Source organism: uncultured Parasphingopyxis sp., from assembly GCF_937129435.1.
Taxonomy (GTDB): domain Bacteria; phylum Pseudomonadota; class Alphaproteobacteria; order Sphingomonadales; family Sphingomonadaceae; genus Parasphingopyxis.
Window position 1 is genome coordinate 1 of sequence record NZ_CAKZNF010000085.1, and the last position, 22,282, is coordinate 22,282.

The window sequence follows — 22,282 nt, forward strand, 5'->3', positions numbered from 1 at the left end:
GCAGCGCTTCGTCCATTGCGACGACGAACTGCCCGCCCCGACGCAGACGATCGGCGAGCCGGCCCAGCCGGGCATGCTCGGCGGCGCCGCGCCCGAAGGCGACACCAACCAGCTCAACCGCTACCTCCTCAAAAAGGTCGACGAGCTGGAACTGTCGGTCCGTTCGGCCAACTGCCTCAAGAACGACAACATCATCTACATCGGCGATCTGGTTCAGAAGACCGAAGCCGAGATGCTGCGGACGCCGAATTTCGGCCGCAAGTCGCTCAACGAGATCAAGGAAGTCCTCGCCACCATGGGCCTGCGCCTCGGCATGGACATCCCCGGCTGGCCGCCGGAAAATATCGAGGAAATGGCCAAGAAGCTGGAGCAGGAACTGCTCGGCTAGCCATTGCCTGAACACGGGTAGGGGCGGTGCCCGGTTTCACCGCCCGGCCCCGGGGTTTCCGTAAGACGGCCCCGGGACGAACAAGGAAATGAACCATGCGCCACAAAAAGGCACACCGGAAACTCAACCGCACATCTTCGCACCGCCAGGCGATGCTGAAGAACATGGCCGCCGCGCTGATCAAGCACGAGCAGGTCATGACGACGCTTCCCAAGGCGAAGGAGCTTCGCCCCTATGTCGAGAAGCTGATCACGCTGGCGAAGAAGGGCGGGCTTTCCAACCGCCGCGTCGCGATGAGCCGGCTGATGGACGAAACGCAGCTCAAAAAGCTCTTCGACGAGCTCGGCCCGCGCTATGCCGACCGTCCGGGCGGTTATTGCCGGATCATCAAGGCCGGCTATCGCGGCGACGATGCCGCGCCAATGGCCGTCATCGAACTGGTCGACCGCGACGAGGACGCCAAGGGCCAGGATTCGGGCCCCGTCGAAGCGTTCGACGAGGAATTCGAGGAAGCGGCCGCCTAAGCCGCATCGTCCCAAAACGGGATTTGTCGGGGGGATCGCAGCTGATAGGGCTGCGGTCCCCCTTGCTTTATGAGGTGATTGCATGCGTATCGCGTCGCTCGTCCTGATTGTTCCGCTGATTCTCGCCGCCGTTCCCGCCGCGGCCGACCATCATGAAGGTGCCGCCATGGCCGATCCGCTCGCTTATCCCGAAACCCGCCGCGAGAACGTTGTCGAGGAGCAATTCGGCACGCCGGTGGCCGATCCCTATCGCTGGCTCGAAAACGACGTCCGCGAGGATCAGGAGGTGCGCGACTGGGTGACGGCGGAAAATGCGGTGACCGACGCCTATCTCGCAACGCTTCCCGGGCGCGCAGCGATCGAGGCGCGGCTGACCGAGCTGTGGAACTATGAACGGCTCGGCATCCCGGACCGCGCAGGCAATCGCTATTTCTACACGCAGAATGACGGGCTTCAGAACCAGTCCGTGCTGATGGTGCGCGACGGGCTGGATGGCGCGCCGCGTCAGCTGCTCGATCCGAACAGCTGGTCGGATGACGATGCGACGGCGCTGGCCGAATGGGAACCTTCGCCCGACGGAAGCCGCGTCGCCTATGGGGTGCAGGATGGCGGCACCGACTGGCGCATCCTGCGCGTGCTCGACGTCGAAAGCGGCGAGACGCTCGACGATGAAGTGCGTTGGGCCAAGTTCACGAACATCGCCTGGGCGCATAACGGTGCCGGTTTCTTCTATGCGCGGTTCCCCGAGCCCGAGGGCGCCGAGTTCACCGGGCTCAATGCCGATCACAGCATCTACTTCCACACCGTCGGGACGCCGCAATCGGCCGATCGGCTCGTCTACGCGACGCCGGACCGGCCGCAGCTCAACCATGGTGCGGAAGTCACCGACGACGGCAAATATCTCGTCATCTATTCCTCCGAAGGCACCGACGACCGCTACGAGGTCACGCTGATCGACCTGACCTCGCCGCAAATGGCGCGGCGGACGATCATTCGCGGCATGGAGCAAAATTGGGATCTCGTCGGCTCGAACGGCGATATCCTCTATTTCGTCACCAACATGGACGCGCCGCGCGAACGGATCGTCCGCATGGACGTGTCGACCGCCAGCCGGGCCATCGCCGAAGTCGTCGCCGAGGACGAGGCGACTCTGGAAACCGCGCACGTGATCGGCGGCCGGATCGTCGCCACCTATCTTGCCGATGCGAAGAACGAAGTGCGCGTCTTCGATATGGAGGGCGCGCGGCTTGCGACGGTCGACCTGCTCGGTATCGGCAGCGTCGGGGGCTTCGACGGAGAGGCGGACAATCCCGAAACCTTCTTCGCCTTCACCAGCTACGACACGCCGACCGCGATCTATCGCTACGATACGGCCGACGGCACGGTGACGCCGTTCTTCGAGCCCCAGGTCGCGTTCGATCCGGCGGATTACACGGTGGAGCAGCGCTTCTACACGTCGCTGGATGGCACGCGGATCCCGATGTTCATCGTCCACCGCGCCGATCTTGCCGCCGATGCGACGCATCCGGCGCTGCTCTACGGTTATGGCGGGTTCAATATCTCGCTGACGCCGAGCTTCAGCCCCGCGGTGCTGCAATGGCTGGAAATGGGCGGCGTCTATGCCGTCGCGAACCTGCGTGGCGGCGGCGAATATGGCGCCGAATGGCATGATGCGGGCCGGCTTCTGAACAAACAGAATGTGTTCGACGACTTCATTTCCGCCGCGCAGTTCCTGATCGACGAGGGAATTACTTCGCCCGATCAGCTCGCGATCCGGGGCGGGTCGAATGGCGGGCTCCTCGTCGGGGCGGTCACCAACCAGCGGCCGGACCTGTTCGCTGTCGCGCTTCCCGCCGTCGGGGTGATGGACATGCTCCGCTTCAACCGTTTCACCGCCGGGCGCTATTGGGTCGACGACTATGGCTATCCCGACCGGGAAGAGGATTTCCGCACCCTCTACGCCTATTCGCCCTATCACAACATTCATGACGGGCTCGATTATCCGGCGATTCTCGTCACGACCGCCGACACCGACGACCGCGTCGTTCCCGGTCACAGCTTCAAATATATCGCCGCGATCCAGCATGCCGATATCGGCGACCAGCCGCACCTCATCCGCATCGAGACGCGCGCCGGCCACGGTTCGGGCCGGCCGACGAGCCAGCTGATCGCAGAATATGCCGACTTGTGGGCTTTTGCGGCGCACTTTACCGGGCTGGAGGTGCCGGAAGGCGAATAAATCACGCTCGTCATTGCGAGGAGCCGAAGGCGACGAAGCAATCCAGAGCCGCAAAAGATGTCCTTTGCGGCTCTGGATTGGTTGACCTTCGGTCGCCTTCGGCCCGCTTCGCTCGCAATGACGGAATTGGGCGGTTCTGGTGAAGACCATGCGCCAGCTTCTGGTTCCCCGCCGTTCACCCGCGCTTCACCTCGCGCCCACCATGCCCGCTTTGCCCAACACCGCGCTTGGCGCGCGCAAAAGCTTGGGCTAGGAGACACGCCATGGCTATCCCCTATCGTTCCGCCGCGCTTGTTGTGGCCGCCGCCCTGTTCGCTCCGCTCGCATCCTGTGCTGGGCCGAGCGCGCAGACCCGTGCCGATACGCAGTTCATCGCGCGCGACGTCAACACGCTCTACAACCTCGCCAAGGACCAGCTTGACCGGAACCGGTTCGAAACCGCCGCGGCGCTGTTCGCAGAGGTCGAGCGCCAGCATCCCTATTCGCCCTGGGCCCGCCGGGCGCAGATCATGGGCGCGTTCAGCCACTATCTGGCGCGCAACTACACCGAATCGGTGCAGACGGCGCAGCGCTTCCTCTCGATCCATCCGGGCAACCGCGACGCGCCCTATGCCTATTATCTGATCGCGATCAGCTATTATGAGCAGATTTCGGACGTCACGCGCGACCAGTCCGTGACGATTCAGGCGAAATCGGCGCTCGAGGAACTGATCCGCCGCTATCCGCAAAGCGAATATGCGGCCGATGCGCGATTGAAGCTCGATCTCGTCAACGACCATCTCGCCGGCAAGGACATGGAAGTCGGCCGCTTCTACCAGCGCCGCCGGCAGTGGCTGGCGGCGACGATCCGCTTCCGAAGCGTCGTGGAACAGTTCGAAACGACCACCCATGCGCCCGAGGCGCTGATGCGGCTGACCGAATGCTATCTGGCGCTCGGACTGGTCGACGAGGCGCGCCGCTCGGCTGCCGTGCTCGGCAACAACTACCCCGAAACGCAATGGTATGAGCAGGCCTACGAGCTGATGCAGGAGCATGGCGGCGCCTGACGCGTTTCGCCCGCGCCGGTCCTGTCTCTACATGCCCGGCAGCAATGCCCGCGCCATCGAAAAGGCGCGCGGGCTCGACGCCGATGTCCTGATCTTCGATCTCGAAGACGCGGTCGCGCCCGACGCGAAAGCCGCTGCGCGCGACCATGTTGTCGAGGCCGTGCGCGGCGGCGGTTTCGGCCGGCGCGAGATCGTCGTGCGCGTCAATGCCGCCGATACCGAATGGGGTGCGGACGATCTCGCCGCGGTGGCCGCGGCCAAGCCCGATGCGATCCTGCTGCCCAAGGTCAAGGGCGCGGCCGACCTTGCGGCGATCGATGCCGGAGGCGTGCCGCTCTGGGCGATGGTCGAGACGAGCGCCGCCATCCTCGCCATCGGCGAAATCGGGGCGGTCGACGGGCTTGCCGCCTTCGTCATGGGAACCAACGATCTGGCGCTGGAGATGCGCGCCGAGACGGGCGAGGGGCGCGAGGCGTTCCTGTTTGCGCTCTCCGCTTGCGTGACGGCAGCACGCGCGCATGGCTGCGCTGCCATCGATGGCGTGTTCAACGATGTTGCCGACGAGGACGGACTGTTCGCCGAATGCGCGCAGGGGCGGCGGCTGGGCTTTGACGGCAAGAGCCTGATCCATCCGGCGCAGCTCGAAGCCGCCAATACAGCCTTTGCGCCCTCGGCCGAGGCGGTCGAGCGCGCGCGAAAAGTGATCGCGGCCTTCGATGCGCCGGAAAATGCCGGCAAGGGCGTCCTCAAGGTCGACGGCAGGATGACCGAACTGCTCCATCTCGAAGAGGCGCGGCGGACCGTGGCCATGATTGAGGCCATCGCGGATCGCCGGGTTTAACGGCCATTCTTTTGTCATTGCGAGGAGCCGAAGGCGACGCGGCAATCCAGAGCCACGGATGATTTCCTATGTGGCTCTGGATTGCTTCGCTGCGCTCGCAATGACGACTTTAGCCGTCCCGCTTCGGCACAAAACGGTTAACCCCACCGGCTAACCGTCTTCGCCTCTCGCGCAAAAGGTAAACAAATCGTTAAAAAGCGGTCATGGCCGCTCCGACCGATTCGCTCTATCCGCCGCTCACCGCCGCGTTGATCAAGCGCAGCGAGGAGCCGGTCGCGGTCGCGCCGCCCTTTCCGCGCAAGAGCGAGTTCGCCGAAAATGCAAAGCTGTTCGCCGTCACCTGGGCCGGCGGCTTCGTTTTCTTCATGACGTTTCTGGGCTGAGCTATTCGGCCGCTTCGGCGGATGCCTCGTGCGGCAGTGGAATGTCGCAGGCCTTGTGCAACAGCCACGCCGTCCACGCCGATACCAGGCACATTGCCGCGACGAGGAACAGTTGCTCGGTGGTCGATACGCCGAGCGAAGACAGGCCGAAGGCCGCGAGCGACCCCAGAACCATCGCGCCCGAATTGACGACATTGTTCGCCGCCACGGTGCGCGCAGTCTGGCTGATATCGACGGTCGTCGTGATGAAAGCGTAAAGCGGCACGACGAACATCCCGCCGAACACCGCGACGCCGAGCAGCGCGCCGACGACGAACCACGCGCCCGGCGCGCGCATGAAGGTCCCGAAATCGTAGAGCGCGCCGCCCTCCAGACCCTGCCACTGCCGGCACATGACCCAGAGCAGCAGCACGAAGCAGCCCATCACGATGACCGAGACCGGTGCGAAACGCGCCGAAACCTCGCCCTTGAGCAGGCGATTGATCAGGATCGAGCCGATGGCGATGCCGATCGAGAAAATGCCCATGAAGAGGCTGGCGACGGTGGGGTCGGCGGTGAGGACGTTCTTCACCAGCGGCGGAAACTGGATGATCAGCACGGCGCCGATCGTCCAGAAGAAGCTGATGGCGATGATCGCGAGGAACAGGCGGCGGATGTGGAGCGTCCCATAGATCAGCCGGTAGCTCGACCGGACGACGTTCCAGTCGATCGGTTCGGGCGCCTTGTGCGGCGGCGCGGGCGGCACGAACTGCGCGCTGACCCGGCCGATCAGCGCCACGACGAGGACGAAGACCGCCGCCGTCGGCGCGCCCCACCAGTCGACGATCACGCCGCCCAGGATCGTGCCGCACAGGATCGCGATATAGGTGCCCGCCTCGACAAGGCCCGTGCCGCCCAGCACCTCTTCCTTCGGCAGATGCTGCGGCAGCAGCGCATATTTGATCGGGCCGAAAAAGGTCGATTGCGCGCCGAGCGCGAACAATGCCGTCAGCATCAGCGGAATCGATTGCAGGACCAGCCCCGCCGCGCCGACGATGGCGATCAGGATTTCCGCGGTCTTCACGATGCGGATGATCTTCGCCTTGTCGTGATTGTCGGCAAGCTGCCCCGCCATGGCGGAGAACAGGAAGAAGGGCAGGATGAACAGGCCGGTCGTTACGGCGCTGAACTGGAACTCGGCCGCCGGGTCGTTGTAGATCTCGTAGATCACGAGCACGACCATCGCGAACTTGAACAGATTGTCGTTGAACGCGCCGAGCATCTGCGTTGAAAAGAGCGGGCCGAAGCGGCGCTTTCCGAGCAGTGCGAGAGAAATCTGCATGCCGTCCCTTATGCGCCATTGCCCCTGTATCTGGCGCGAGGTCATAGACCAGCCGCCGCGCCGCGCCAAGGGCGGCTTTTTCGTTGCGGCGGGCCTTTGTCCCGCGCGGCAAAAGCGTCTAGATACAAGCCGATCATGTTGAGCCTGCCCAATCTGCTGACCCTGTCGCGCATTGTCGCCGTACCCTTTCTCGTCGCCCTGCTATGGGACGCAGGCTGGCTCGGCTATCTCGTGGCCTTCATCCTCTATGTCGTTGTCGGGCTTACGGATTATCTCGACGGCTACCTCGCCAGGGCACAGGGCGCGGTGTCCAAGCTGGGCATTTTCCTCGACCCGATCGCCGACAAGATCATGGTCGCCTCGGTCATCCTGATGCTCGTCTTCACCCGCGACATTGACGGCTGGCACGTGATCGCCGCGCTGATCATCCTGTTGCGCGAGATCACGGTATCGGGACTGCGCGAATTTCTTGCCGGGCTCCGCGTCTCGGTTCCCGTGTCGCAGCTCGCCAAGTGGAAGACGACGGTGCAGATGATCGCGCTCGGTGCGTTGATCCTTGCGGGATCGATTGCGAAGTCACAGGCGGTCGATTTCTACTGGGTCAAGGATCTCGGGCTGGTTTCGCTCTGGATCGCGGCCGGTCTTACGGTGATCACGGGCTGGGACTATCTGCGCGTCGGCCTCAAGCACATGGATTGAGCCGATGGCGATCGAGATGGTCTATTTCGCATGGGTACGCGAAGCGATCGGGCGGGACGGCGAGACCGTCGATCCGCCGGATGACGTGACGACGCTCGGCGCGCTGGTCGACTGGCTGGCGCAACGCGGCGACGGATACCGTGAGGCGCTCGGCGATCCGGACCGGTTGCGCGGCGCCGTTGACCAGGTCTTCGCGCCGTTCGACGCATCGATCGAAGGCGTGAAGGAAGTGGCTCTTTTCCCGCCGGTGACGGGGGGATGACCATCGAAATCCGGTTGCAGCAGGAGCAGTTCGACGTGGCACGCGAACTGGCGCTGCTCGAGGCGGGCGATGCCGGCGCCGTCGCCAGCTTCACCGGCATCGTTCGCGGCGATGACGATGTCGAGGCGCTCGAACTCGAACATTATCCGGGGATGACCGAAAAGGCGCTCACGGCGCTGGCCGAGGAGGCATCGGAGCGTTGGGCCGTGTCGGGGCTGACCATCGTCCACCGCGTCGGGAAGCTGCAGAAAGGCGAGCCGATCGTCTTCGTCGGCACCGCTTCGGCCCATCGCGCCGATGCGATCGAGGCGATGCATTTCTTGATCGACCGGTTGAAGACCGACGCGCCGTTCTGGAAGCGCGAGCATCTGACGGCGGGCGGTGCGCGCTGGGTCGAGGCGCGCCAGGCGGACGAGGCGGCGCGCCGGCGCTGGATGTAAAAAAGGGCGCCGCTCCCGCAGCGCCCTTTTCATTGTGTGGAAGGCGGCGGGCCTACATGTCGTCGGCCGCTTCGCCTTCCGCCATGGGTTCGTCGGATGCCGTGTCGTCGGCCGCCGCATCATCGGTGGCGGCGTCTTCCATCGCCGCATCGGCTTCCGCTTCCGCAGCCCGTTCGGCCGCCATCTGCTGCGCGATCACCGCGAGTTCCTCCGGCGACGGCGGGTTCGGGATCAGCACATTGTTGATGACGTGGATATAGCCGTTCGACTGCGGCACATCGGCCTGCGTCACATAGCCGATCGCACCCTGTTCGTCGGTCACCGCCACGGCGTCGTTGACGACCGTCAGCGTCAGCGGAGAGCCTTCGACCGTTTCGACGACCAGCTCGCCGCCGGCCTGCTCGATCCGGCCCATCAGCGTCTCGGCGTCGAGCGCGCCGGGGATGACATGATAGGTCAGGATCTGCCGAAGCTGCGGACGGCCGGCTTCGGACATCAGCTGCGTCAGCGTTTCGGCGGGCAACAGCGCGAAGGTTTCATCGGTCGGCGCCAGCACCGTGAAGGGGCCCGGTCCCGACAGCGTCTCGACAAGCTGCGCCGCCTGAACGGCCGACACGAGCGTCGTGTGAATGGGCGAGTTCGCTGCATTTTCGACGATGTTGCGGCTGGGAAGCATCTCGGCGCCGCCGACGGTAATCGTCTCGGCTGCCGCTTCGGTTTCCGCACTGGCTTCCGTGGTTTCTTCGTGGTGATCGGCGAGGGCCGGCGACCCGGCCATGGCGATACCGGCGGCTGATCCGGCGAACAAAACAGTCTTCAACATATTGGTAAAACGCACAATTTTCTCCTCGTAAGTTGGCTGGTGGTGATTATCCGCGTGCCCAATGAACGTGCCATGAGCGGCATGGTTGCGGTGTGGCGGACATTAGATGGCCTTTTTCAGCGCTTCCGCCAACAGGGTGAAGTCCTTTTCGCGGGGACTGTTCTTGCGCCAGACCAGCGCGATCGTCCGGAAAGGGTGGTCGGCTTCGAGTGGCCGGGCGTTGATATCGGTGTGCTCCAATATACCCGCCTTGATGGCCATTTCGGGCAGCATGGTCGTGCCGAGGCCGTTATCGACCATCTGCACCAGCGTGTGCAGCGAGGTGCCCATCATCCGCGCTTCGGCGCGCAGTTCGGGCCGGTTGCAGGCGGCAAGCGCATGGTCTTTCAGGCAATGCCCGTCTTCGAGCAGAAGCAACCGGCCCTCGTCCAGCGTCTCCGGCGTGATCTGTTTGGGCGGATTGTCCGGCTCGCCGGCTGGGAAGGCGACATAGAGCCTGTCTTCGAACAGCTCGGCCTTGTCGATCTCGCCGCAGGCATAGGGCAGGGCGAGCAGGACGCAGTCGATATGGCCGCGCTGCAGCGACTCGCAGGCATCGGGGCTGATCTCTTCGCGCAGGAACAGCTTCAGCTCGGGCCATTCGGCGCGCAGCTTGGGCAGGATCTGGGGCAGCAGGAACGGGGCAATCGTCGGGATCACGCCCATCCGCATTTCCCCCGAAAGCGGCTTTCCCGCCGCGCGGGCCATTTCCGCCAGCTCTTCGGCCTCGCGCAGGATACGCTGCGCCTTGTCTGCGATCGCGAGACCCAGCGGCGTGAAGCGGACGACGCGGCGCGTTCTCTCGACCAGCGTCAAATCGAGCAGCGATTCCAGCTCGCGTAGCCCGGCGGAGAGCGTCGACTGGGTGACGAAGCAGGATTCCGCCGCCTTGCCGAAATGCCCGTGATCGCGCAGCGCGATCAGATATTGCAGCTGCTTCAGCGTCGGAAGATAGGTTGCCATATTGATCGACCCTTTGAATAAATTCGAGGGTATGGATCGGAAAGTTGAATGGCAAGGCGCTTTTCGGTCAAACCGTGATCGCGGCGTATATTCCGTAGCTGCTGGTAATCGTCAGCACGACACCGACCATGATCAGCATCGCCTTGGTCGGGATGCGCTTGGCCATGAACGCGCCGAAGGGCGCGGCCGCGACGCCGCCGATCAGCAATCCCAACACCGGGCCGGCGAAATCGGCAAGGCCGAGATGATAGATGAAGGTGGCCGAGATCGTCAGCGTCAGGAAGAATTCGACGGTGTTGACCGTACCGATCACCTTGCGCGGCTCGACGCCCTGGACGAGCAGGTTGCTGGTCACGACCGGGCCCCAGCCGCCGCCGCCCGCCGCATCGAGAAAGCCGCCGATCAGACCGAGCGGCTCGACCACCTTGGGCTTCTGGTGCTTGGGCGGATAGAGCAGCCCGCGCACGAGCAGGTAGATGCCGATGCCGACGAGATAGGCGAGCACGAAGGGCTTCACGAGAGCCGCATCGACATGGGTCAGCACATAAGCGCCCGTCGCGCCGCCGATCATCCCGGGGATAAGCAACCGCAGGAACAGGTTCCGGTCGACATTGCCGTGCAGCAGATGGCTGAGCGCGGACACGGCGGTGGTGAACGCCTCTACGACATGGACCTTGGCCGAGGCCCTGGCAGGCGTCAGGCCGAGCACGCCGACGAGGAAGGTATTGGTGATGACTCCGAACGCCATGCCGAGTGCGCCGTCGACGATCTGCGCACCGAATCCGATGGCGATGAAGGGCAGCAGGGCGGAAAAGTCAGACGTCAGCAAATCCGGCATGGATTTTCGGTCCTACGGGCCGCGATCGAATTCGCGGAGCCACGAATCGCCATTGGGGTCGTTTCCGATTTTCGGCAACAAAGATTCGGTTCGCAGCGCCGAAAGGACTGCTTTCAGGGGCGAAAGCGGTCCGATAATTGGCAGTGGCATGCAAATTCGCTACATGCGTTTCAACCGGCAACGGATGCGGAGAGCCTCGATGGCTGGACTGTTGGCCTATCTCGATTCGATCAAGGCGCGCGATCCCGCGCCGCGATCGCGTATGGAGGTGTTGCTCTACCCCGGTGTCTGGGCTTTCGCCTATCACCGGCTGGCCCACCGGCTGTTTCGGATGCGGCTCTATTTCCTCGCCCGCTGGGTCAACCACTGGTCGCGTTTCGTGACCGCGATCGACATCCATCCCGGCGCGCAAATCGGCAGACACCTGTTCATCGATCACGGTTTCAGCGTCATCGGCGAGACGGCGGTGATCGGCGACAATGTGACGATCTACCAGAATGTCACGCTCGGCGGCACCAATCCCGCCAATGGCGTTGCCGGCAAGCGGCATCCGACGATCGAGGACGATGTCGTGATCGGATCGGGCGCGCAGATCCTGGGTCCGATCACCGTCGGCAAGGGTGCCCGGATCGGCGCCAATGCCGTGGTCACCAAGGATGTACCGCCCGGCGCCGTCATGGTCGGCATACCGGCGCGCGCGCAGCTGATGGATGCGAAGAAGAAGCCCGAAGGCTTCATGCCCTATGGCACGCCGTGCAGCGAAGTCTTCGACCCGGCGACGCAGAAGCTGGAGCTGATGCGCTGCGAGCTCGAACAGATGCACAAGCAGATCGACGCGCTCATCGCCGAACGCGATGCCCGGGCGCAGCACGATACCGAGGAACCGGAGAGCGACTGCGCCTGATGGGGGTCGTAACGCCGTTTCCCGTATCGAGGGGCCAGCCGGGCCAGACCGGATTTACCCGGGAGGAACTGTCCCGGATCCTCGATCTCTATGGCCGGATGGTCGCCGCCGGGCATTGGCGCGACTATGCGATGAATTTCGAGCGCGACCTTGCATCCTTCTCCGCCTTTCGCCGCACCGCCGAACGGCCCGAATACCGGATCGAGAAACGCCCGAGCCTGCGTAACCGGCAGGGGATGTGGGCGCTGATCGGCGAGGCCGGGCAGATGCTCAAGCGGGGGCAGGAACTGGGGCTGGTGCTCGCGCCGGTCGAGCGGCGGCTTCTGAAGGTCGTGAAGGATTGACGGCGCATTCGGCCGGTTGCCGGCCGCCGAGATGACCCAGCATCGTCATGTCGCGCAGCACGTCTCCTTTGCGCAAATCCTGCTGTAGCCGGGCTGCGGACGGCAGGGCGTCGGCCAGCGCCGCGTGCAGTCCCTCCGTCCGGAGCATGCGATACCATCGCCGCCAGTGCCAGCCGATGCCGGGCGGGAGCTTGGTGTTGCGCAGATAGGCCTCGCCGCCCTGCGTCACCTTTAGCCGGAACTGGGCGGCGGAGCGGATGGGAAAGTGGTAGATCGTGATCCGCGACGGACTTCCCTCGACCTGCTCCTCGAACAGCGCATTGTGGTTGCCTTGGCTGATCGAGCGGAGCCTCCGGGCGCTGACCAGAGCCTTGGGAGGCAGTTGCAGATAGAGATAGGGCGCGTCGAGCTTGCCGTCGTAAATGTCCGTCGGCCGGCGAAACGGGATCGGCCTACGAATCCGATATCGGGCGCGATGCAACCAGCCGGCGTCATCTTTCTCGTCATGGGCGAAAAACATATGGCGGCGGTCGCAGATCAACTTGCGCGAGCGCGCCGTCACCAGATCCCATTTCAGGTTGCCCGAAGGCGGCAGCCAGAACTCGTCTGCGTCGTTGTTGAGAATCCAGTCGGCCCCAAGCTCGTCCCGCGCCATCAGCGCGGCGGCGGTCACCCATTCGGCCTGGGCATGGTCCTGCTGGGGCTCGTCGATGACGGTCGCCAGCCCCTGCCGCGCATAGTCCGACAGAATGTCGCGCGTGCCGTCCGTCGAACCATTGTCGATCGCCACGACATGATCGACGCCGCGCGTCAGATGGAAATCGATATTTTCCCGAACGATATCCGCTTCGTTCCTGACGAGCAGTGTCATGACCAGTTTCATCGCAAAAGCCCTCCGGGTTGGCTTCCGGAGGGCTAAAGACGCGGCGTAGGAGCGAGCGTTGGAACGAGCGTGGAAATTGATCCCGGCGCCGCGCTTTTTGCGGGGCGCCGGGAATTGGGATCAGGCGGCCGCCGTATCGACGACCGGCAGCCGCGTCTTCACGCCTGCGGGCAGCGGCCGGACGACGAGCGCCCGGGCATTGTGCCAGAAGGCCGACAGCAGCAGCAGCGCCGAACCGATGATGAGCGCGGCGAGCGCAATATTGGTCTCCACCGCGCCGAAGCGATCGAACAGGCCGTTCAGCGCCCACAGCACATAGATCAGGCTCGACACCATCAGCGCCCGGCGGTCGATCGCCAGTGCGATTCCGGCCATGGCGATGTAGAGCGCAATCACGAGGATCGCGCCGCCGACGGAGAGCGCGCCGTCGATCACGCCGATCTCGGCGAAGATCGGATGGACGATCAGCGGTGCGGCGAGCAGGTGCAGCCAGAAAGCGACATCGGCGCGGCGCGTTTCGCGCTTCGCGTCGCTCATGTCCCACCACATGGCGAAGGCGAAAACCGCGATACCTGAAGCGAGGAGCATGCCGTGCAGCACGCCCTGCATGTCGAAAATGTCGCCATTGGTCAGCACCGCGATCCCGCCAACGAGCGCCGCGACGAATGCGGCGGCGCCGGCGGCGATGGTGATCGGGACGTGGAAACGGCGCCAGTGAAACCATGCACCGGCGACCGCGACGACACCGGCGATCGAAATGTAGCCGGCGACGAGCCGCTCGTCGCCCGGCCCGTAATCGGCGGTTTCGGGGCGGATCAGGCCGAAGGCGACCGCCATGAACAGCCCGCCGACAAAGGAGAGCAGCAGCAGGATCGACGGGAAGGCCATGCGGCGCACCCGCGTGAAATATTCGGCCAATCCCCAGCTTGCCGCGGCAACGCCGGTCGCGCCGAGCCACATCGCGATATCGCCGCCCAGCCAGGCAATGGCGACGAGCAGCAGCACGCTGGCGATCGCCACGAAAATATCGTTGAAGCCGCTGATGAGGCGGAAATGCTCCTCGTCGACAAGGCTCGTCGACTGGCTTTCGGCGATAAAGCTGCGGAAGCTGCGGACATCCGCCTCCTTCAGCGCGCCGGCGGTCACCGCCGCCTCGAGATCGCTGTCGCTGTACATGATCGTTCTCCTGAAACCTTCTATCCGGCCCGTCTAGCATAACTGTGTTAGTGATGCAATACGGTGATGCGCCCGCGGCGATCTCGCCATTTCCGCGGTTCGCGGCTAGAGAGGGCGGCGAAGGGGAGGGGCATTGGTCTTTGCGCGCAAATCGCCGGAGCGGGAGCGGATTTTCGTCAACTACCGGCGGCAGGACAGCGCCGGCTATGCCGGCCGCCTCGCCGACAGCCTCGGCCAGTATTTCGGCGAAGACCGCGTGTTCCGCGACGTCACCGGCATCGATTACGGCCATGATTTCGAGCGGGTGATCGAGGACCGGCTCGCCGATTCGGGCGCGCTGATCGTCGTGATAGGGCCGAACTGGATTCGGACGGCCGACGACAAGGGGAACCGCCGCCTCGACGACCCCGGCGACTATGTGACGCTGGAGATCGCGGCCGCCCTGCGCAGCGGCGTTGCCGTGGTGCCCGTGCTGATCGACGGCGCAGCGATGCCGCAGGAAGCAGACCTGCCCGAGGCGCTCCGCGAAATGGTGAAGCGCAATGCGATGACGATCACCGACGAACGCTGGGAACATGATGTCGCGCGGCTCGCCAAGGTGATCGCGATCGACGTGCCGGGATCGGTCGTGCAGCGGCGGCTCGATCTGTTGCGGCGCGTGGCGATCTTCGTGCCCTTCGCCGCCGTCGCCATCGCAACCCCCTTCTTCTGCCGCGCCGTCGCCCGATGGGCGCAGAGCGGCGGCGAAGGACGGCTGCGCGACTGGGGCTACGATCCGCTCATCGGGTCGCTCCCCTTCATGGCCATCATCATCGCCGGGATCGCGACATTGCTCGCCGTGCGCGACATGGAGCGCGAGAAGCGGATCTACGGCTGGACGGCCGCCGCAACGGCATGTGTGGGCACCGTGGCGACGTTCGTCTTCTACATCGTCATGAACAATGCGGCGCCGTCATGGAGCCTGATCGTCACCTATGGCGCGGCGATGGTCATCATCGCCGCATTGCTGGCGCTGATCGCACTGGCCGGGTTCCGCGCCAAATAGCGCGGGGCGCGGCCTAGCTCCCCAGCGCTTGCAGCTTCGCAAACGCCTGCGCGCCCTGTTCGGCGCCGGCCTGCGGCGTCTTTTCGCCGGCGCGGTCGGTGATCTCGTCCCAATGCGCGGCGACGCCTTCCGCATTGCGCTCGCCCTGCGGCAGCGCGACGCCCTGCGTCATCGTCACATAGGCGGCGTGGAAGAAGCCGCCGCCTGCACCGATGATCGTGTTGGTCGGCGCGTCCTGCGACACGAGATAGACGGCGGCCGGGACCACATTGTCGGGCGACAGCGCCTCGAACATCGCTTCGGGCATGATGTCCTCGGTCATCCGCGTACCCGCGATCGGCGCGATGGTGTTGACCTTCACATCGTATTTGGCACCCTCGATGGCGAGCGTCTTGGTGAGGCCGGCAAGGCCGAGCTTGGCGGCGCCGTAATTGGCCTGGCCGAAATTGCCGTACAGCCCGGTCGAGGAAGCGGTCATCAGGATTCGGCCGTAATTCTGATCGCGCATCGTGTCCCACACCGCCTTGGTGCAGATCGCCGAGCCGTTGAGATGCACGTCGACGACGAACTTGAAATCCTCGACGCTCATCTTGGCGAAGCTCTTGTCGCGCAGCACGCCGGCATTGTTGATGAGGATATGGACACCGCCCCAGGCTTCCTTCGCCTTGGCGACCATCTCTTCCATTTGCTCGGGTTCGGTCACGCTGCCGCCATTGGCCATGGCGGTGCCGCCGGCTTCCTCGATCTCGGCGACGACCTGCGCGGCCATGTCGGACGTGCCGGTGCCGTCGCGCGAACCGCCGAGATCGTTGACGACGACCTTGGCGCCGCGTTTGGCGAGATCGAGCGCATAGGCGCGGCCGAGACCGCCGCCGGCCCCCGTGACGATGGCAACGCGGTCTTCGAACGAAATGGTCATGGGAATCTCTCCGGCTGAGCGAATGGGTTGGAATTGACGGGAGCGTTAACCCGCGCGCCGTGGCTGTTCAAGCATGCAAAAGGCCCCGCCGGGACGATGGTCCGGGCGGGGCCTCTGACAAAAGCCTAAACGGCTTAGCGCTGCTGGCAGTTGTCGGTGATTGTCGCCGAGCAGATCGGATAGCTGGCGCGCTCGATCGGCTGGAACGTCGCGGCGGGTTGCGACATCACGATGCTGCGTGTGCCAGGCGCGATGGCGGTGGTCATGCCGTCTTGCTCCTCGAGCGGGCCGCCCATGCCGGTATAGGCGTCGGGGCCCTTGGCCATTTTCATGGCGTAATCGCTCGTCGTCTGGGCGAGTTTCTGGGCAATGACGTCCGCAAGCGGCATGGCGCTCGTTTCCGTGTCGGCCGCCTTCGTTCCGGCATAGGCAGCCGTCGAGATGGCGATGGCGGCGGCGGTGGCAATCACTGATCGTTTCATTTCCTGTTTCCTTCCAAGTCCCTTGAATCACTGTTCGTTCGCCCGTGCCGCTGGTGCGGTCGCTCGAAAATACAACGGCCGTCTGCGCCGTTCGGCTGCGCGGGACTCGGCGAATCGTTGCCTGAAAGCGGTCAATTGCAGGCAGCTGCGACTGCCGGGAAAGCAAAAGGCCCCGCCACTTTCGTGACGAGGCCTGAATTCCGCGTTGCTGGCTGTCTAGCTCTCTGGTGAACCCTAGTTCGGCGAATAGCTCGGATCGCGGCGCTGGCGGCAATTGTCGCGGATAGTATCCGAACAGAACTGGTATTCGCCGCCATCGGCCGCCGGATTGTTCGGCGCCTGATAGCCGGCTTCGGGTGCCGGCTGGCCCGGAAGGCCGGCCGAATTGGCGCCGTCATAGGTTTCGGTCTTCGGCGTCGATGCAACGGCGATCAGGCCGTCATCGGAATTGGTGCTCGTCTGCTGATAGGCGTTGGCCGCGGTCGCGAGACCAATGGCGGCGCCCAGGGCGATCAATTTTTTCATCATTCAAACTCCTCGGCTGCAAATGGGGCAGTTCCACCCGTTATGCATTCCCAACGCACTGCCGGGCCGATTGTTGCAGCAATTTTCGAGGATCGCCCGAGGGCCCTTTTGGTCAGCCGTCGGTGTCGAGCGAATAACCCGCCGAGCGCACGGTGCGGATGATGTCCGAGCGGCCGTCCTTGTTTAGCGCCTTGCGCAGGCGGCGGATATGAACATCGACGGTGCGCGGCTCGATATCGGTGTCCTGGCCCCAGACGGCGTCGAGCAACCGCTCGCGGCTGAAGACGCGGCTCGGATGTTCGAGGAAGTGGCGCAGCAGCCTGAATTCGGTGGGGCCGAGCGGGATCACCTTGCCCTCGCGCCGCACCTTGTAGGCGACGGTGTCCATTTCGAGATCGCCATGCTTCAGCGTTTCGCCGGCCAGCGCCGGGCGCACGCGGCGCAGCACCGCACCCACGCGCGCGACCAGCTCGCGCGGGCTGAACGGCTTGGTGACATAGTCGTCGGCGCCGGTTTCCAGGCCGCGAACGCGGTCCTCCTCCTCGCCGCGCGCGGTGAGCATGATGATCGGGACATTGGCGGTTTCGGTCATGCGGCGCAGGCGGCGGCAGACCTCGATCCCGCTCAGACCTTCGATCATCCAGTCGAGGATGACGATATCGGGCGGCGTTTCGCGGGCGAGGAGCAGCGCCTCTTCGCCGTCCACCGTGTGGCGCACCTCGAATTCCTCGCGCTCGAAATGATAGGTCAGGAGCTCGCTTAGCGCGGTATCGTCCTCGACGAGCAGGAGATTGGCCTGGCTCATGTGGCGGGCTCCTCGACATCGTCTTCGGGATCGGTGGTGAGCGGAAGGTTGCCCGTCTCGCGGTCGTGGAGATGCTCCCCGGTAGCGGCAAAATACACCATCTCGGCGACATTGGTGGCATGATCGCCGACGCGTTCGAGGTTCTTGGCGATGAACAACAGGTGCGTCGATTGCGAGATATTGTGCGAGTTTTCCATCATGAAGGTCAGCAGCGCGCGGAAGACGCTGTTGTAGAAATCGTCGACGGCGCGGTCCCGGTCGATCACGGCGGCGGCCTTGGCCGCGTCGCGCGCGGCGAAGGCGTCGAGCACGTCGTGGATCATCTCCGAAACGATCGTCGCCATCGAGGGCAGGATCGACAGCGGTTCGATATCGCCATGGCGGTCGAACACCGGCACGCGCTTGGCGATGTTCTTGGCATAATCGCCGATCCGCTCGATGACGTTGGCGATCTTCATCGCCGCCACGGCTTCGCGCAGATCGTCGGCCATCGGCGCGCGCAGCGCGATCAGCCGGACCGCCTGGCGTTCGATCTCGATTTCCAGCTCGTCGATCCTGGCATCGCCCTCGATGACGCGGGTGGCGGTTTCCTGATCGTGGCGGATAAGCGCGTGCATCGCATCGCCGATCGCCTTTTCGGCCAGCCCGCCCATTTCGCAGACGAGCGCGCGGACCTCGCCGATATCGTCGTCGAATGCCTTGACCGTATGTTCGCTACCCTGGGGCATGGGTCGTTCTCCGTTCAGCCGTACCGGCCGGTGATGTAGTCCTTCGTCCGCTCCTGCTTGGGATTGGTGAAGATCTCGGACGTTTCGCCATATTCGACGAGGGTGCCGAGGTGGAAAAAGGCAGTGCGCTGCGACACGCGGGCCGCCTGCTGCATATTGTGGGTGACGATGACGATGGCATAGCGGCCGCGCAGCTCGTGGATCAGCTCCTCGATCTTGGCCGTGGCGATCGGATCGAGTGCCGAACAGGGCTCGTCCATCAGGATGACTTCCGGATCGACGGCAATCGCGCGGGCGATGCACAGCCGCTGCTGCTGCCCGCCCGAAAGCGCGGTGCCGCTGTCGTGCAGCCGGTCCTTGACCTCGTCCCACAGCCCGGCGCGCTTCAGCGACTTTTCGACGATCGCCTCGAGCTCGGCCTTGCCCGTCGCAAGGCCATGGATGCGCGGGCCGTAGGCGACGTTTTCGAATATCGACTTGGGAAAGGGATTGGGTTTCTGGAACACCATGCCGACGCGGGCGCGCAGCTGCACCACGTCCATCGAGGAATCGTAGATGTCCTCGCCGTCCAATTCGATCCGCCCGGTCACCTTGGCGATCGGGATGGTGTCGTTCATCCGGTTCAGCGTGCGCAGGAAGGTCGATTTGCCGCAGCCCGACGGGCCGATGAACGCCGTCACATTGTCCATGCCGATATCGATCGACACGCTGTCGATCGCCTGTTTCGGGCCGTAATAGACATCGACGTCGCGCGCCGTCATCTTCAGCGCGGTTTCGGGCACCGCCTCTTCGCGGACTTCGTGGGCGTGGCTGGTTTCTTCGGTCATCGGGTTACCACCGTTGTTCATATTTGTTGCGCAGCCAGATCGCGAGGCCGTTCATGGCAAGCAGGAAGAGCAGCAGGACGATGATCGCGGCGCTCGTTTTCTCGATAAAGCCGGGATCGAGTTCGTCGGACCAGAGGAAGATCTGCACCGGCAGCGCGGTCGCCGGGTCGGTCAGCCCTTCGGGCGGCGAGGCGACGAAGGCGCGCATGCCGATCAGCAGCAGCGGTGCCGTCTCGCCCAGCGCGCGGCTCATGCCGATGATCGTGCCGGTCAGGATGCCGGGGAGCGACAGTGGCAGCACGTGGTGGGTCAGCACCTGCACCGGAGAGGCGCCGACGCCGAGCGCGGCGTCGCGGATCGAAGGCGGTACGGATTTGATCGCGTTGCGCCCGGCGATGACGATCACCGGCATCGTCATCAGCGCCAGCGTCAGGCCGCCGACGATCGCGGCGGATCGGGGGAACTGGAAGACGTTGATGAAGACGGCGAGGCCGAGCAGACCGAAGATGATCGAGGGGACGGCAGCGAGGTTGTTGATCGACACCTCGATCAGGTCGGTCCAGCGGTTCTTCGGCGCATATTCCTCGAGATAGACGGCCGCGAGCACGCCGATCGGGAAGGCGAGGAGGAGCGTCACGAACATCGTCAGCAGCGACCCCTTGAGCGCGCCCCAGATACCCGCAAGCGACGGGTCGCTCGAATCGGATGCGGTCAGGAAGGTCCAGCTAAAGCCCCTTCGGACCTTGTCCTGCTCGGCCAGCCGGTCCCAGACCGTGATCATCTCGGCCCCGGTTTCACTCGCCGATCGCCGGTCGCCGACATCGCCGCGCGAGCCGAGATCGAGCTCGGTCGACGCCTGCAGCCAGAATGTCTCGCCGCTCGTCAGCAGTTCGGGATTGGCGGCCAGGGCATCGCGAACGCGCAGCCAGGCGCCGTTGGAGATCAGCGCCGCGCCGTCCTCGCCATATTCCGCGATCGCCGCGTCGCGCACGACACCCTCGATATCGGCGGCTGCCAATGCGGCATCGGCACCTTCGCCTTCGAGCTGCGCCGGTTCGAGAAACAGGTCGGAGGCGGCAAAATCGATCGGCACCGCGATCTCGCTCTGCGTGAATCCGCGCAGACCGTTCGACACCATGGTGAAGAGCAGGAAGGCGAGGAAACCGGCGGAGAGCACCACGGCGGCGAGACCGTAGAATTTAAAGCGCTTTTCCGCGCGATAGCGGCCGCGGATGCGCTTCTGCATCGCGGCGGCTTTCCAGTCGGTCGGCTGAACGGGGGCGTTGGTTGCGGCCATTATTCGTACGCCTCCCGGAAGCGTTTGACGACGCCGAGCGCGACGATGTTCAAGAGCAGCGTGACGATGAACAGCACGAGGCCGAGCGCGAAGGCGGCGAGCGTCTTCGAGCTGTCGAATTCCTGGTCGCCGGTCAGCAGCTGGACGATCTGTACCGTCACCGTGGTCACGCTTTCGAACGGGTTGGCGGTCATGTTGGCGGCGAGCCCTGCCGCCATCACCACGATCATCGTCTCGCCGATCGCGCGGCTGACGGCGAGCAGCACGCCGCCGACAATGCCGGGCAGGGCGGCGGGGACGAGGACGCGCTTGATCGTTTCCGAATGCGTCGCGCCCATGGCAAGGCTGCCGTCGCGCATCGCGCCGGGGACGGCGGCAATCGAATCGTCGGCCATCGAGGAGACGAACGGGATGATCATGATGCCCATGACGACGCCCGCCGCGATCGCCGATTCGGACGAGGCGCTGCTGATCCCCATCACGTTGACCGCGAAATCGCGCACCGCCGGGGCGACGGTCAGCGCCGCGAAATAGCCATAGACCACGGTCGGAACGCCGGCGAGGATCTCGAGCACCGGCTTCATCACCTTGCGCACGCCGGGTTTGGCATATTGCGTCAGGTAGATCGCGCTGAGCAGGCCCAAGGGGATGGCGACGATCATCGCGATGATCGCGCCGATCAGGACCGTGCCCCAGAAGAGCGGGATGGCGCCGAAACTGCCCTCATCTGCGCCGGGGCCGGTGAAAGTCGCCGATTGCGGGTTCCACTGGGTGCCGAAAACGAATTCGGTGATCGGCACCCGGCCGAAGAAGCGGATCGTCTCGAATAGCAGCGAGGCGACGATGCCGATGGTCGTCAGAATGGCGATGAGCGAGGCGATCAGCAGCATCCACATGACGACGCGCTCGACGCGGTTGCGGGCGCGGAAATCGGGCCGGACGCGCAGAAAGGCGAAGGCTCCGCCGGCAAAGGCGAGCAGGACCGCCGCAACGATGCCGATGACGCCGTAAAAGCCGCTGGCTTCGCGATAGGCGGGGACGAGCTGTTCGGCCTCCGGGTTGAATGCCGCCTGCAACGATCCGTCCGCCAGCGCGCGTGCTTCGCCCATGATCGCGTTCCGCTCGATCCCGGCGGGCGGGAGCACTTCGGCGGCCGGGCTGCCGAGCACGGCCTGTTCGACGAGGCCCGGCGCGACGCTCGACCAGATGGCGAGGAAGATCAGCGCCGGCAGCGCGAGCCACAGCGCCACATACCAGCCATGATAGCCGGGCAGCGAATGGGCGCGCGTGCCGCTGGCGCGCGACAGGGACGCGACGCGGACCCGCGCCGAGAACCAGCCGATCGCGGCGAGGCCGAGAATCAGGACGAAAAGGGCGAGCATCGACATTGCCGGTCAGGCCCGCACGGCCCGGCGGCGAACCGCGGAAACGTCGCGCGTTTCGGTCTCGATCACGATGATGCGCCCCCGACTTAGGAAGATGTTTGCGAATCACGCGCAGCCGTAGCCGCGGCCGCCACCGCCCCTGTGACATGTTCATTA

At 64.6% G+C, this 22,282-nt stretch carries 26 protein-coding genes; 12 read left to right on the top strand and 14 right to left on the bottom strand.

Features of this window, described 5'->3' with window-relative positions; translation table 11 throughout:
• The 6 genes from Q0139_RS13470 to Q0139_RS13495 all read left to right on the top strand — a co-directional run.
• On the top strand, window positions 1-388 hold a 388-nt coding region (locus tag Q0139_RS13470), incomplete at its 5' end, for a DNA-directed RNA polymerase subunit alpha C-terminal domain-containing protein (RefSeq protein WP_298022993.1).
• A 95-nt stretch (window positions 389-483) separates the two neighbouring features.
• Window positions 484-912 (top strand): 50S ribosomal protein L17, encoded by a 429-nt coding sequence (gene rplQ, locus Q0139_RS13475; protein ID WP_298022995.1) that lies wholly within the window; start codon window positions 484-486, stop codon window positions 910-912.
• Window positions 913-994: 82 nt separating this feature from the next.
• Window positions 995-3,151 carry a prolyl oligopeptidase family serine peptidase gene (locus Q0139_RS13480; protein ID WP_298022997.1) on the top strand — a complete coding sequence of 719 codons (2,157 nt, stop codon included), beginning with the start codon at window positions 995-997 and terminating at the stop codon, window positions 3,149-3,151.
• A 263-nt stretch (window positions 3,152-3,414) separates the two neighbouring features.
• Window positions 3,415-4,197: an outer membrane protein assembly factor BamD gene (locus Q0139_RS13485; RefSeq protein ID WP_298023000.1), complete on the top strand. Its 783-nt coding sequence runs from the start codon at window positions 3,415-3,417 to the stop codon at window positions 4,195-4,197.
• On the top strand, window positions 4,184-5,038 hold the full coding sequence (locus Q0139_RS13490) for a CoA ester lyase (RefSeq protein ID WP_298023003.1): 855 nt from the start codon (window positions 4,184-4,186) through the stop codon (window positions 5,036-5,038). Before Q0139_RS13485 ends, Q0139_RS13490 begins: the two co-directional genes overlap by 14 nt.
• A 203-nt stretch (window positions 5,039-5,241) precedes the next feature.
• Complete coding sequence (locus Q0139_RS13495; protein ID WP_298023006.1) at window positions 5,242-5,421, top strand: hypothetical protein; 180 nt, start codon at window positions 5,242-5,244, stop codon at window positions 5,419-5,421.
• Window position 5,422: 1 nt separating this feature from the next.
• Here the strand turns inward: Q0139_RS13495 and Q0139_RS13500 are convergent, their stop codons facing one another.
• Window positions 5,423-6,742, bottom strand: coding sequence for an MFS transporter (locus Q0139_RS13500; RefSeq protein ID WP_298023009.1), 1,320 nt, complete (start codon window positions 6,740-6,742; stop codon window positions 5,423-5,425).
• 135 nt (window positions 6,743-6,877) lie between these two features.
• Between Q0139_RS13500 and pgsA the strand changes: the two genes are divergently transcribed.
• From pgsA to Q0139_RS13515, 3 genes are read left to right on the top strand one after another with little or no spacing between them, the layout of a single operon-like run.
• Window positions 6,878-7,441, top strand: a complete 564-nt coding sequence (pgsA, locus tag Q0139_RS13505) for a CDP-diacylglycerol--glycerol-3-phosphate 3-phosphatidyltransferase (protein ID WP_298023012.1) — start codon at window positions 6,878-6,880, stop codon at window positions 7,439-7,441.
• A gap of 4 nt (window positions 7,442-7,445) precedes the next feature.
• The gene (gene moaD / locus Q0139_RS13510; protein WP_298023015.1) at window positions 7,446-7,703 is read left to right on the top strand and encodes a molybdopterin converting factor subunit 1; all 258 of its coding nucleotides are present in this window, start codon (window positions 7,446-7,448) and stop codon (window positions 7,701-7,703) included.
• The gene (locus Q0139_RS13515; RefSeq protein ID WP_298023018.1) at window positions 7,700-8,143 is read left to right on the top strand and encodes a molybdenum cofactor biosynthesis protein MoaE; all 444 of its coding nucleotides are present in this window, start codon (window positions 7,700-7,702) and stop codon (window positions 8,141-8,143) included. The genes moaD and Q0139_RS13515 overlap by 4 nt, the downstream gene beginning before the upstream one ends.
• 52 nt (window positions 8,144-8,195) lie before the next feature.
• On the opposite strand, the gene Q0139_RS13520 is transcribed toward Q0139_RS13515, so the two are convergent.
• The 3 genes from Q0139_RS13520 to Q0139_RS13530 all read right to left on the bottom strand — a co-directional run bounded on the left by Q0139_RS13520 (window position 8,196) and on the right by Q0139_RS13530 (window position 10,806).
• Window positions 8,196-8,981: a fasciclin domain-containing protein gene (locus Q0139_RS13520; protein ID WP_298023021.1), complete on the bottom strand. Its 786-nt coding sequence runs from the start codon at window positions 8,979-8,981 to the stop codon at window positions 8,196-8,198.
• Window positions 8,982-9,068: 87 nt separating this feature from the next.
• On the bottom strand, window positions 9,069-9,968 hold the full coding sequence (locus tag Q0139_RS13525) for a hydrogen peroxide-inducible genes activator (RefSeq protein ID WP_298023023.1): 900 nt from the start codon (window positions 9,966-9,968) through the stop codon (window positions 9,069-9,071).
• Window positions 9,969-10,035: 67 nt separating this feature from the next.
• Window positions 10,036-10,806: a sulfite exporter TauE/SafE family protein gene (locus tag Q0139_RS13530; RefSeq protein WP_298023027.1), complete on the bottom strand. Its 771-nt coding sequence runs from the start codon at window positions 10,804-10,806 to the stop codon at window positions 10,036-10,038.
• 199 nt (window positions 10,807-11,005) lie between these two features.
• Between Q0139_RS13530 and epsC the strand changes: the two genes are divergently transcribed.
• On the top strand, window positions 11,006-11,710 hold the full coding sequence (epsC, locus tag Q0139_RS13535; protein ID WP_298023030.1) for a serine O-acetyltransferase EpsC: 705 nt from the start codon (window positions 11,006-11,008) through the stop codon (window positions 11,708-11,710).
• Window positions 11,710-12,054, top strand: coding sequence for a DUF2794 domain-containing protein (locus tag Q0139_RS13540; RefSeq protein ID WP_298023036.1), 345 nt, complete (start codon window positions 11,710-11,712; stop codon window positions 12,052-12,054). The genes epsC and Q0139_RS13540 overlap by 1 nt, the downstream gene beginning before the upstream one ends.
• On the opposite strand, the gene Q0139_RS13545 is transcribed toward Q0139_RS13540, so the two are convergent.
• Entirely contained in the window at window positions 11,981-12,937 is a 957-nt protein-coding gene (locus tag Q0139_RS13545) for a glycosyltransferase family 2 protein (protein ID WP_298023039.1), read from the bottom strand. The genes Q0139_RS13540 and Q0139_RS13545 overlap by 74 nt on opposite strands.
• 120 nt (window positions 12,938-13,057) lie before the next feature.
• Complete coding sequence (locus tag Q0139_RS13550; protein ID WP_298023042.1) at window positions 13,058-14,113, bottom strand: hypothetical protein; 1,056 nt, start codon at window positions 14,111-14,113, stop codon at window positions 13,058-13,060.
• A 133-nt stretch (window positions 14,114-14,246) separates the two neighbouring features.
• Here Q0139_RS13550 and Q0139_RS13555 point away from each other — a divergent pair, with 133 nt between their 5' ends.
• Window positions 14,247-15,158, top strand: a complete 912-nt coding sequence (locus Q0139_RS13555; protein WP_298023045.1) for a toll/interleukin-1 receptor domain-containing protein — start codon at window positions 14,247-14,249, stop codon at window positions 15,156-15,158.
• Window positions 15,159-15,171: 13 nt separating this feature from the next.
• Here Q0139_RS13555 and Q0139_RS13560 read toward each other — a convergent pair whose 3' ends face one another.
• From Q0139_RS13560 to pstC, 8 genes are all read right to left on the bottom strand, one after another.
• Window positions 15,172-16,077 (bottom strand): SDR family NAD(P)-dependent oxidoreductase, encoded by a 906-nt coding sequence (locus Q0139_RS13560; protein WP_298023048.1) that lies wholly within the window; start codon window positions 16,075-16,077, stop codon window positions 15,172-15,174.
• A 134-nt stretch (window positions 16,078-16,211) separates the two neighbouring features.
• Window positions 16,212-16,559: a hypothetical protein gene (locus Q0139_RS13565; protein ID WP_298023053.1), complete on the bottom strand. Its 348-nt coding sequence runs from the start codon at window positions 16,557-16,559 to the stop codon at window positions 16,212-16,214.
• A 234-nt stretch (window positions 16,560-16,793) separates the two neighbouring features.
• Window positions 16,794-17,087, bottom strand: coding sequence for a hypothetical protein (locus tag Q0139_RS13570; protein WP_298023056.1), 294 nt, complete (start codon window positions 17,085-17,087; stop codon window positions 16,794-16,796).
• Between the two features lie 109 nt (window positions 17,088-17,196).
• Window positions 17,197-17,889, bottom strand: coding sequence for a phosphate regulon transcriptional regulator PhoB (gene phoB, locus Q0139_RS13575; RefSeq protein WP_298023059.1), 693 nt, complete (start codon window positions 17,887-17,889; stop codon window positions 17,197-17,199).
• Window positions 17,886-18,617: a phosphate signaling complex protein PhoU gene (gene phoU, locus Q0139_RS13580; protein WP_298023062.1), complete on the bottom strand. Its 732-nt coding sequence runs from the start codon at window positions 18,615-18,617 to the stop codon at window positions 17,886-17,888. Before phoU ends, phoB begins: the two co-directional genes overlap by 4 nt.
• Window positions 18,618-18,631: 14 nt before the next feature.
• A complete protein-coding gene (gene pstB / locus Q0139_RS13585; RefSeq protein ID WP_298023071.1) occupies window positions 18,632-19,378 on the bottom strand; it encodes a phosphate ABC transporter ATP-binding protein PstB in 747 nt (248 codons plus the stop codon).
• A gap of 70 nt (window positions 19,379-19,448) precedes the next feature.
• The gene (gene pstA / locus Q0139_RS13590; RefSeq protein ID WP_298023065.1) at window positions 19,449-20,741 is read right to left on the bottom strand and encodes a phosphate ABC transporter permease PstA; all 1,293 of its coding nucleotides are present in this window, start codon (window positions 20,739-20,741) and stop codon (window positions 19,449-19,451) included.
• The gene (pstC, locus tag Q0139_RS13595) at window positions 20,741-22,129 is read right to left on the bottom strand and encodes a phosphate ABC transporter permease subunit PstC (RefSeq protein ID WP_298023068.1); all 1,389 of its coding nucleotides are present in this window, start codon (window positions 22,127-22,129) and stop codon (window positions 20,741-20,743) included. Before pstC ends, pstA begins: the two co-directional genes overlap by 1 nt.
• Window positions 22,130-22,282 lie beyond the last annotated feature (153 nt).

Excerpts from the sequence above, each read along its gene's own strand:
- rplQ (WP_298022995.1), top strand. The coding sequence starts at position 484 with ATGCGCCACAAAAAGGCACACCGGAAACTCAACCGCACATCTTCGCAC.
- Q0139_RS13480 (WP_298022997.1), top strand. The coding sequence starts at position 995 with ATGCGTATCGCGTCGCTCGTCCTGATTGTTCCGCTGATTCTCGCCGCC.
- Q0139_RS13485 (WP_298023000.1), top strand. The coding sequence starts at position 3,415 with ATGGCTATCCCCTATCGTTCCGCCGCGCTTGTTGTGGCCGCCGCCCTG.
- Q0139_RS13490 (WP_298023003.1), top strand. The coding sequence starts at position 4,184 with ATGGCGGCGCCTGACGCGTTTCGCCCGCGCCGGTCCTGTCTCTACATG.
- Q0139_RS13495 (WP_298023006.1), top strand. The coding sequence starts at position 5,242 with ATGGCCGCTCCGACCGATTCGCTCTATCCGCCGCTCACCGCCGCGTTG.
- Q0139_RS13500 (WP_298023009.1), bottom strand. The coding sequence starts at position 6,742 with ATGCAGATTTCTCTCGCACTGCTCGGAAAGCGCCGCTTCGGCCCGCTC.
- pgsA (WP_298023012.1), top strand. The coding sequence starts at position 6,878 with ATGTTGAGCCTGCCCAATCTGCTGACCCTGTCGCGCATTGTCGCCGTA.
- moaD (WP_298023015.1), top strand. The coding sequence starts at position 7,446 with ATGGCGATCGAGATGGTCTATTTCGCATGGGTACGCGAAGCGATCGGG.
- Q0139_RS13515 (WP_298023018.1), top strand. The coding sequence starts at position 7,700 with ATGACCATCGAAATCCGGTTGCAGCAGGAGCAGTTCGACGTGGCACGC.
- Q0139_RS13525 (WP_298023023.1), bottom strand. The coding sequence starts at position 9,968 with ATGGCAACCTATCTTCCGACGCTGAAGCAGCTGCAATATCTGATCGCG.
- Q0139_RS13530 (WP_298023027.1), bottom strand. The coding sequence starts at position 10,806 with ATGCCGGATTTGCTGACGTCTGACTTTTCCGCCCTGCTGCCCTTCATC.
- epsC (WP_298023030.1), top strand. The coding sequence starts at position 11,006 with ATGGCTGGACTGTTGGCCTATCTCGATTCGATCAAGGCGCGCGATCCC.
- Q0139_RS13540 (WP_298023036.1), top strand. The coding sequence starts at position 11,710 with ATGGGGGTCGTAACGCCGTTTCCCGTATCGAGGGGCCAGCCGGGCCAG.
- Q0139_RS13545 (WP_298023039.1), bottom strand. The coding sequence starts at position 12,937 with ATGAAACTGGTCATGACACTGCTCGTCAGGAACGAAGCGGATATCGTT.
- Q0139_RS13550 (WP_298023042.1), bottom strand. The coding sequence starts at position 14,113 with ATGTACAGCGACAGCGATCTCGAGGCGGCGGTGACCGCCGGCGCGCTG.
- Q0139_RS13560 (WP_298023048.1), bottom strand. The coding sequence starts at position 16,077 with ATGACCATTTCGTTCGAAGACCGCGTTGCCATCGTCACGGGGGCCGGC.
- Q0139_RS13565 (WP_298023053.1), bottom strand. The coding sequence starts at position 16,559 with ATGAAACGATCAGTGATTGCCACCGCCGCCGCCATCGCCATCTCGACG.
- Q0139_RS13570 (WP_298023056.1), bottom strand. The coding sequence starts at position 17,087 with ATGATGAAAAAATTGATCGCCCTGGGCGCCGCCATTGGTCTCGCGACC.
- phoB (WP_298023059.1), bottom strand. The coding sequence starts at position 17,889 with ATGAGCCAGGCCAATCTCCTGCTCGTCGAGGACGATACCGCGCTAAGC.
- phoU (WP_298023062.1), bottom strand. The coding sequence starts at position 18,617 with ATGCCCCAGGGTAGCGAACATACGGTCAAGGCATTCGACGACGATATC.
- pstB (WP_298023071.1), bottom strand. The coding sequence starts at position 19,378 with ATGACGGCGCGCGACGTCGATGTCTATTACGGCCCGAAACAGGCGATC.
- pstA (WP_298023065.1), bottom strand. The coding sequence starts at position 20,741 with ATGGCCGCAACCAACGCCCCCGTTCAGCCGACCGACTGGAAAGCCGCC.
- pstC (WP_298023068.1), bottom strand. The coding sequence starts at position 22,129 with ATGTCGATGCTCGCCCTTTTCGTCCTGATTCTCGGCCTCGCCGCGATC.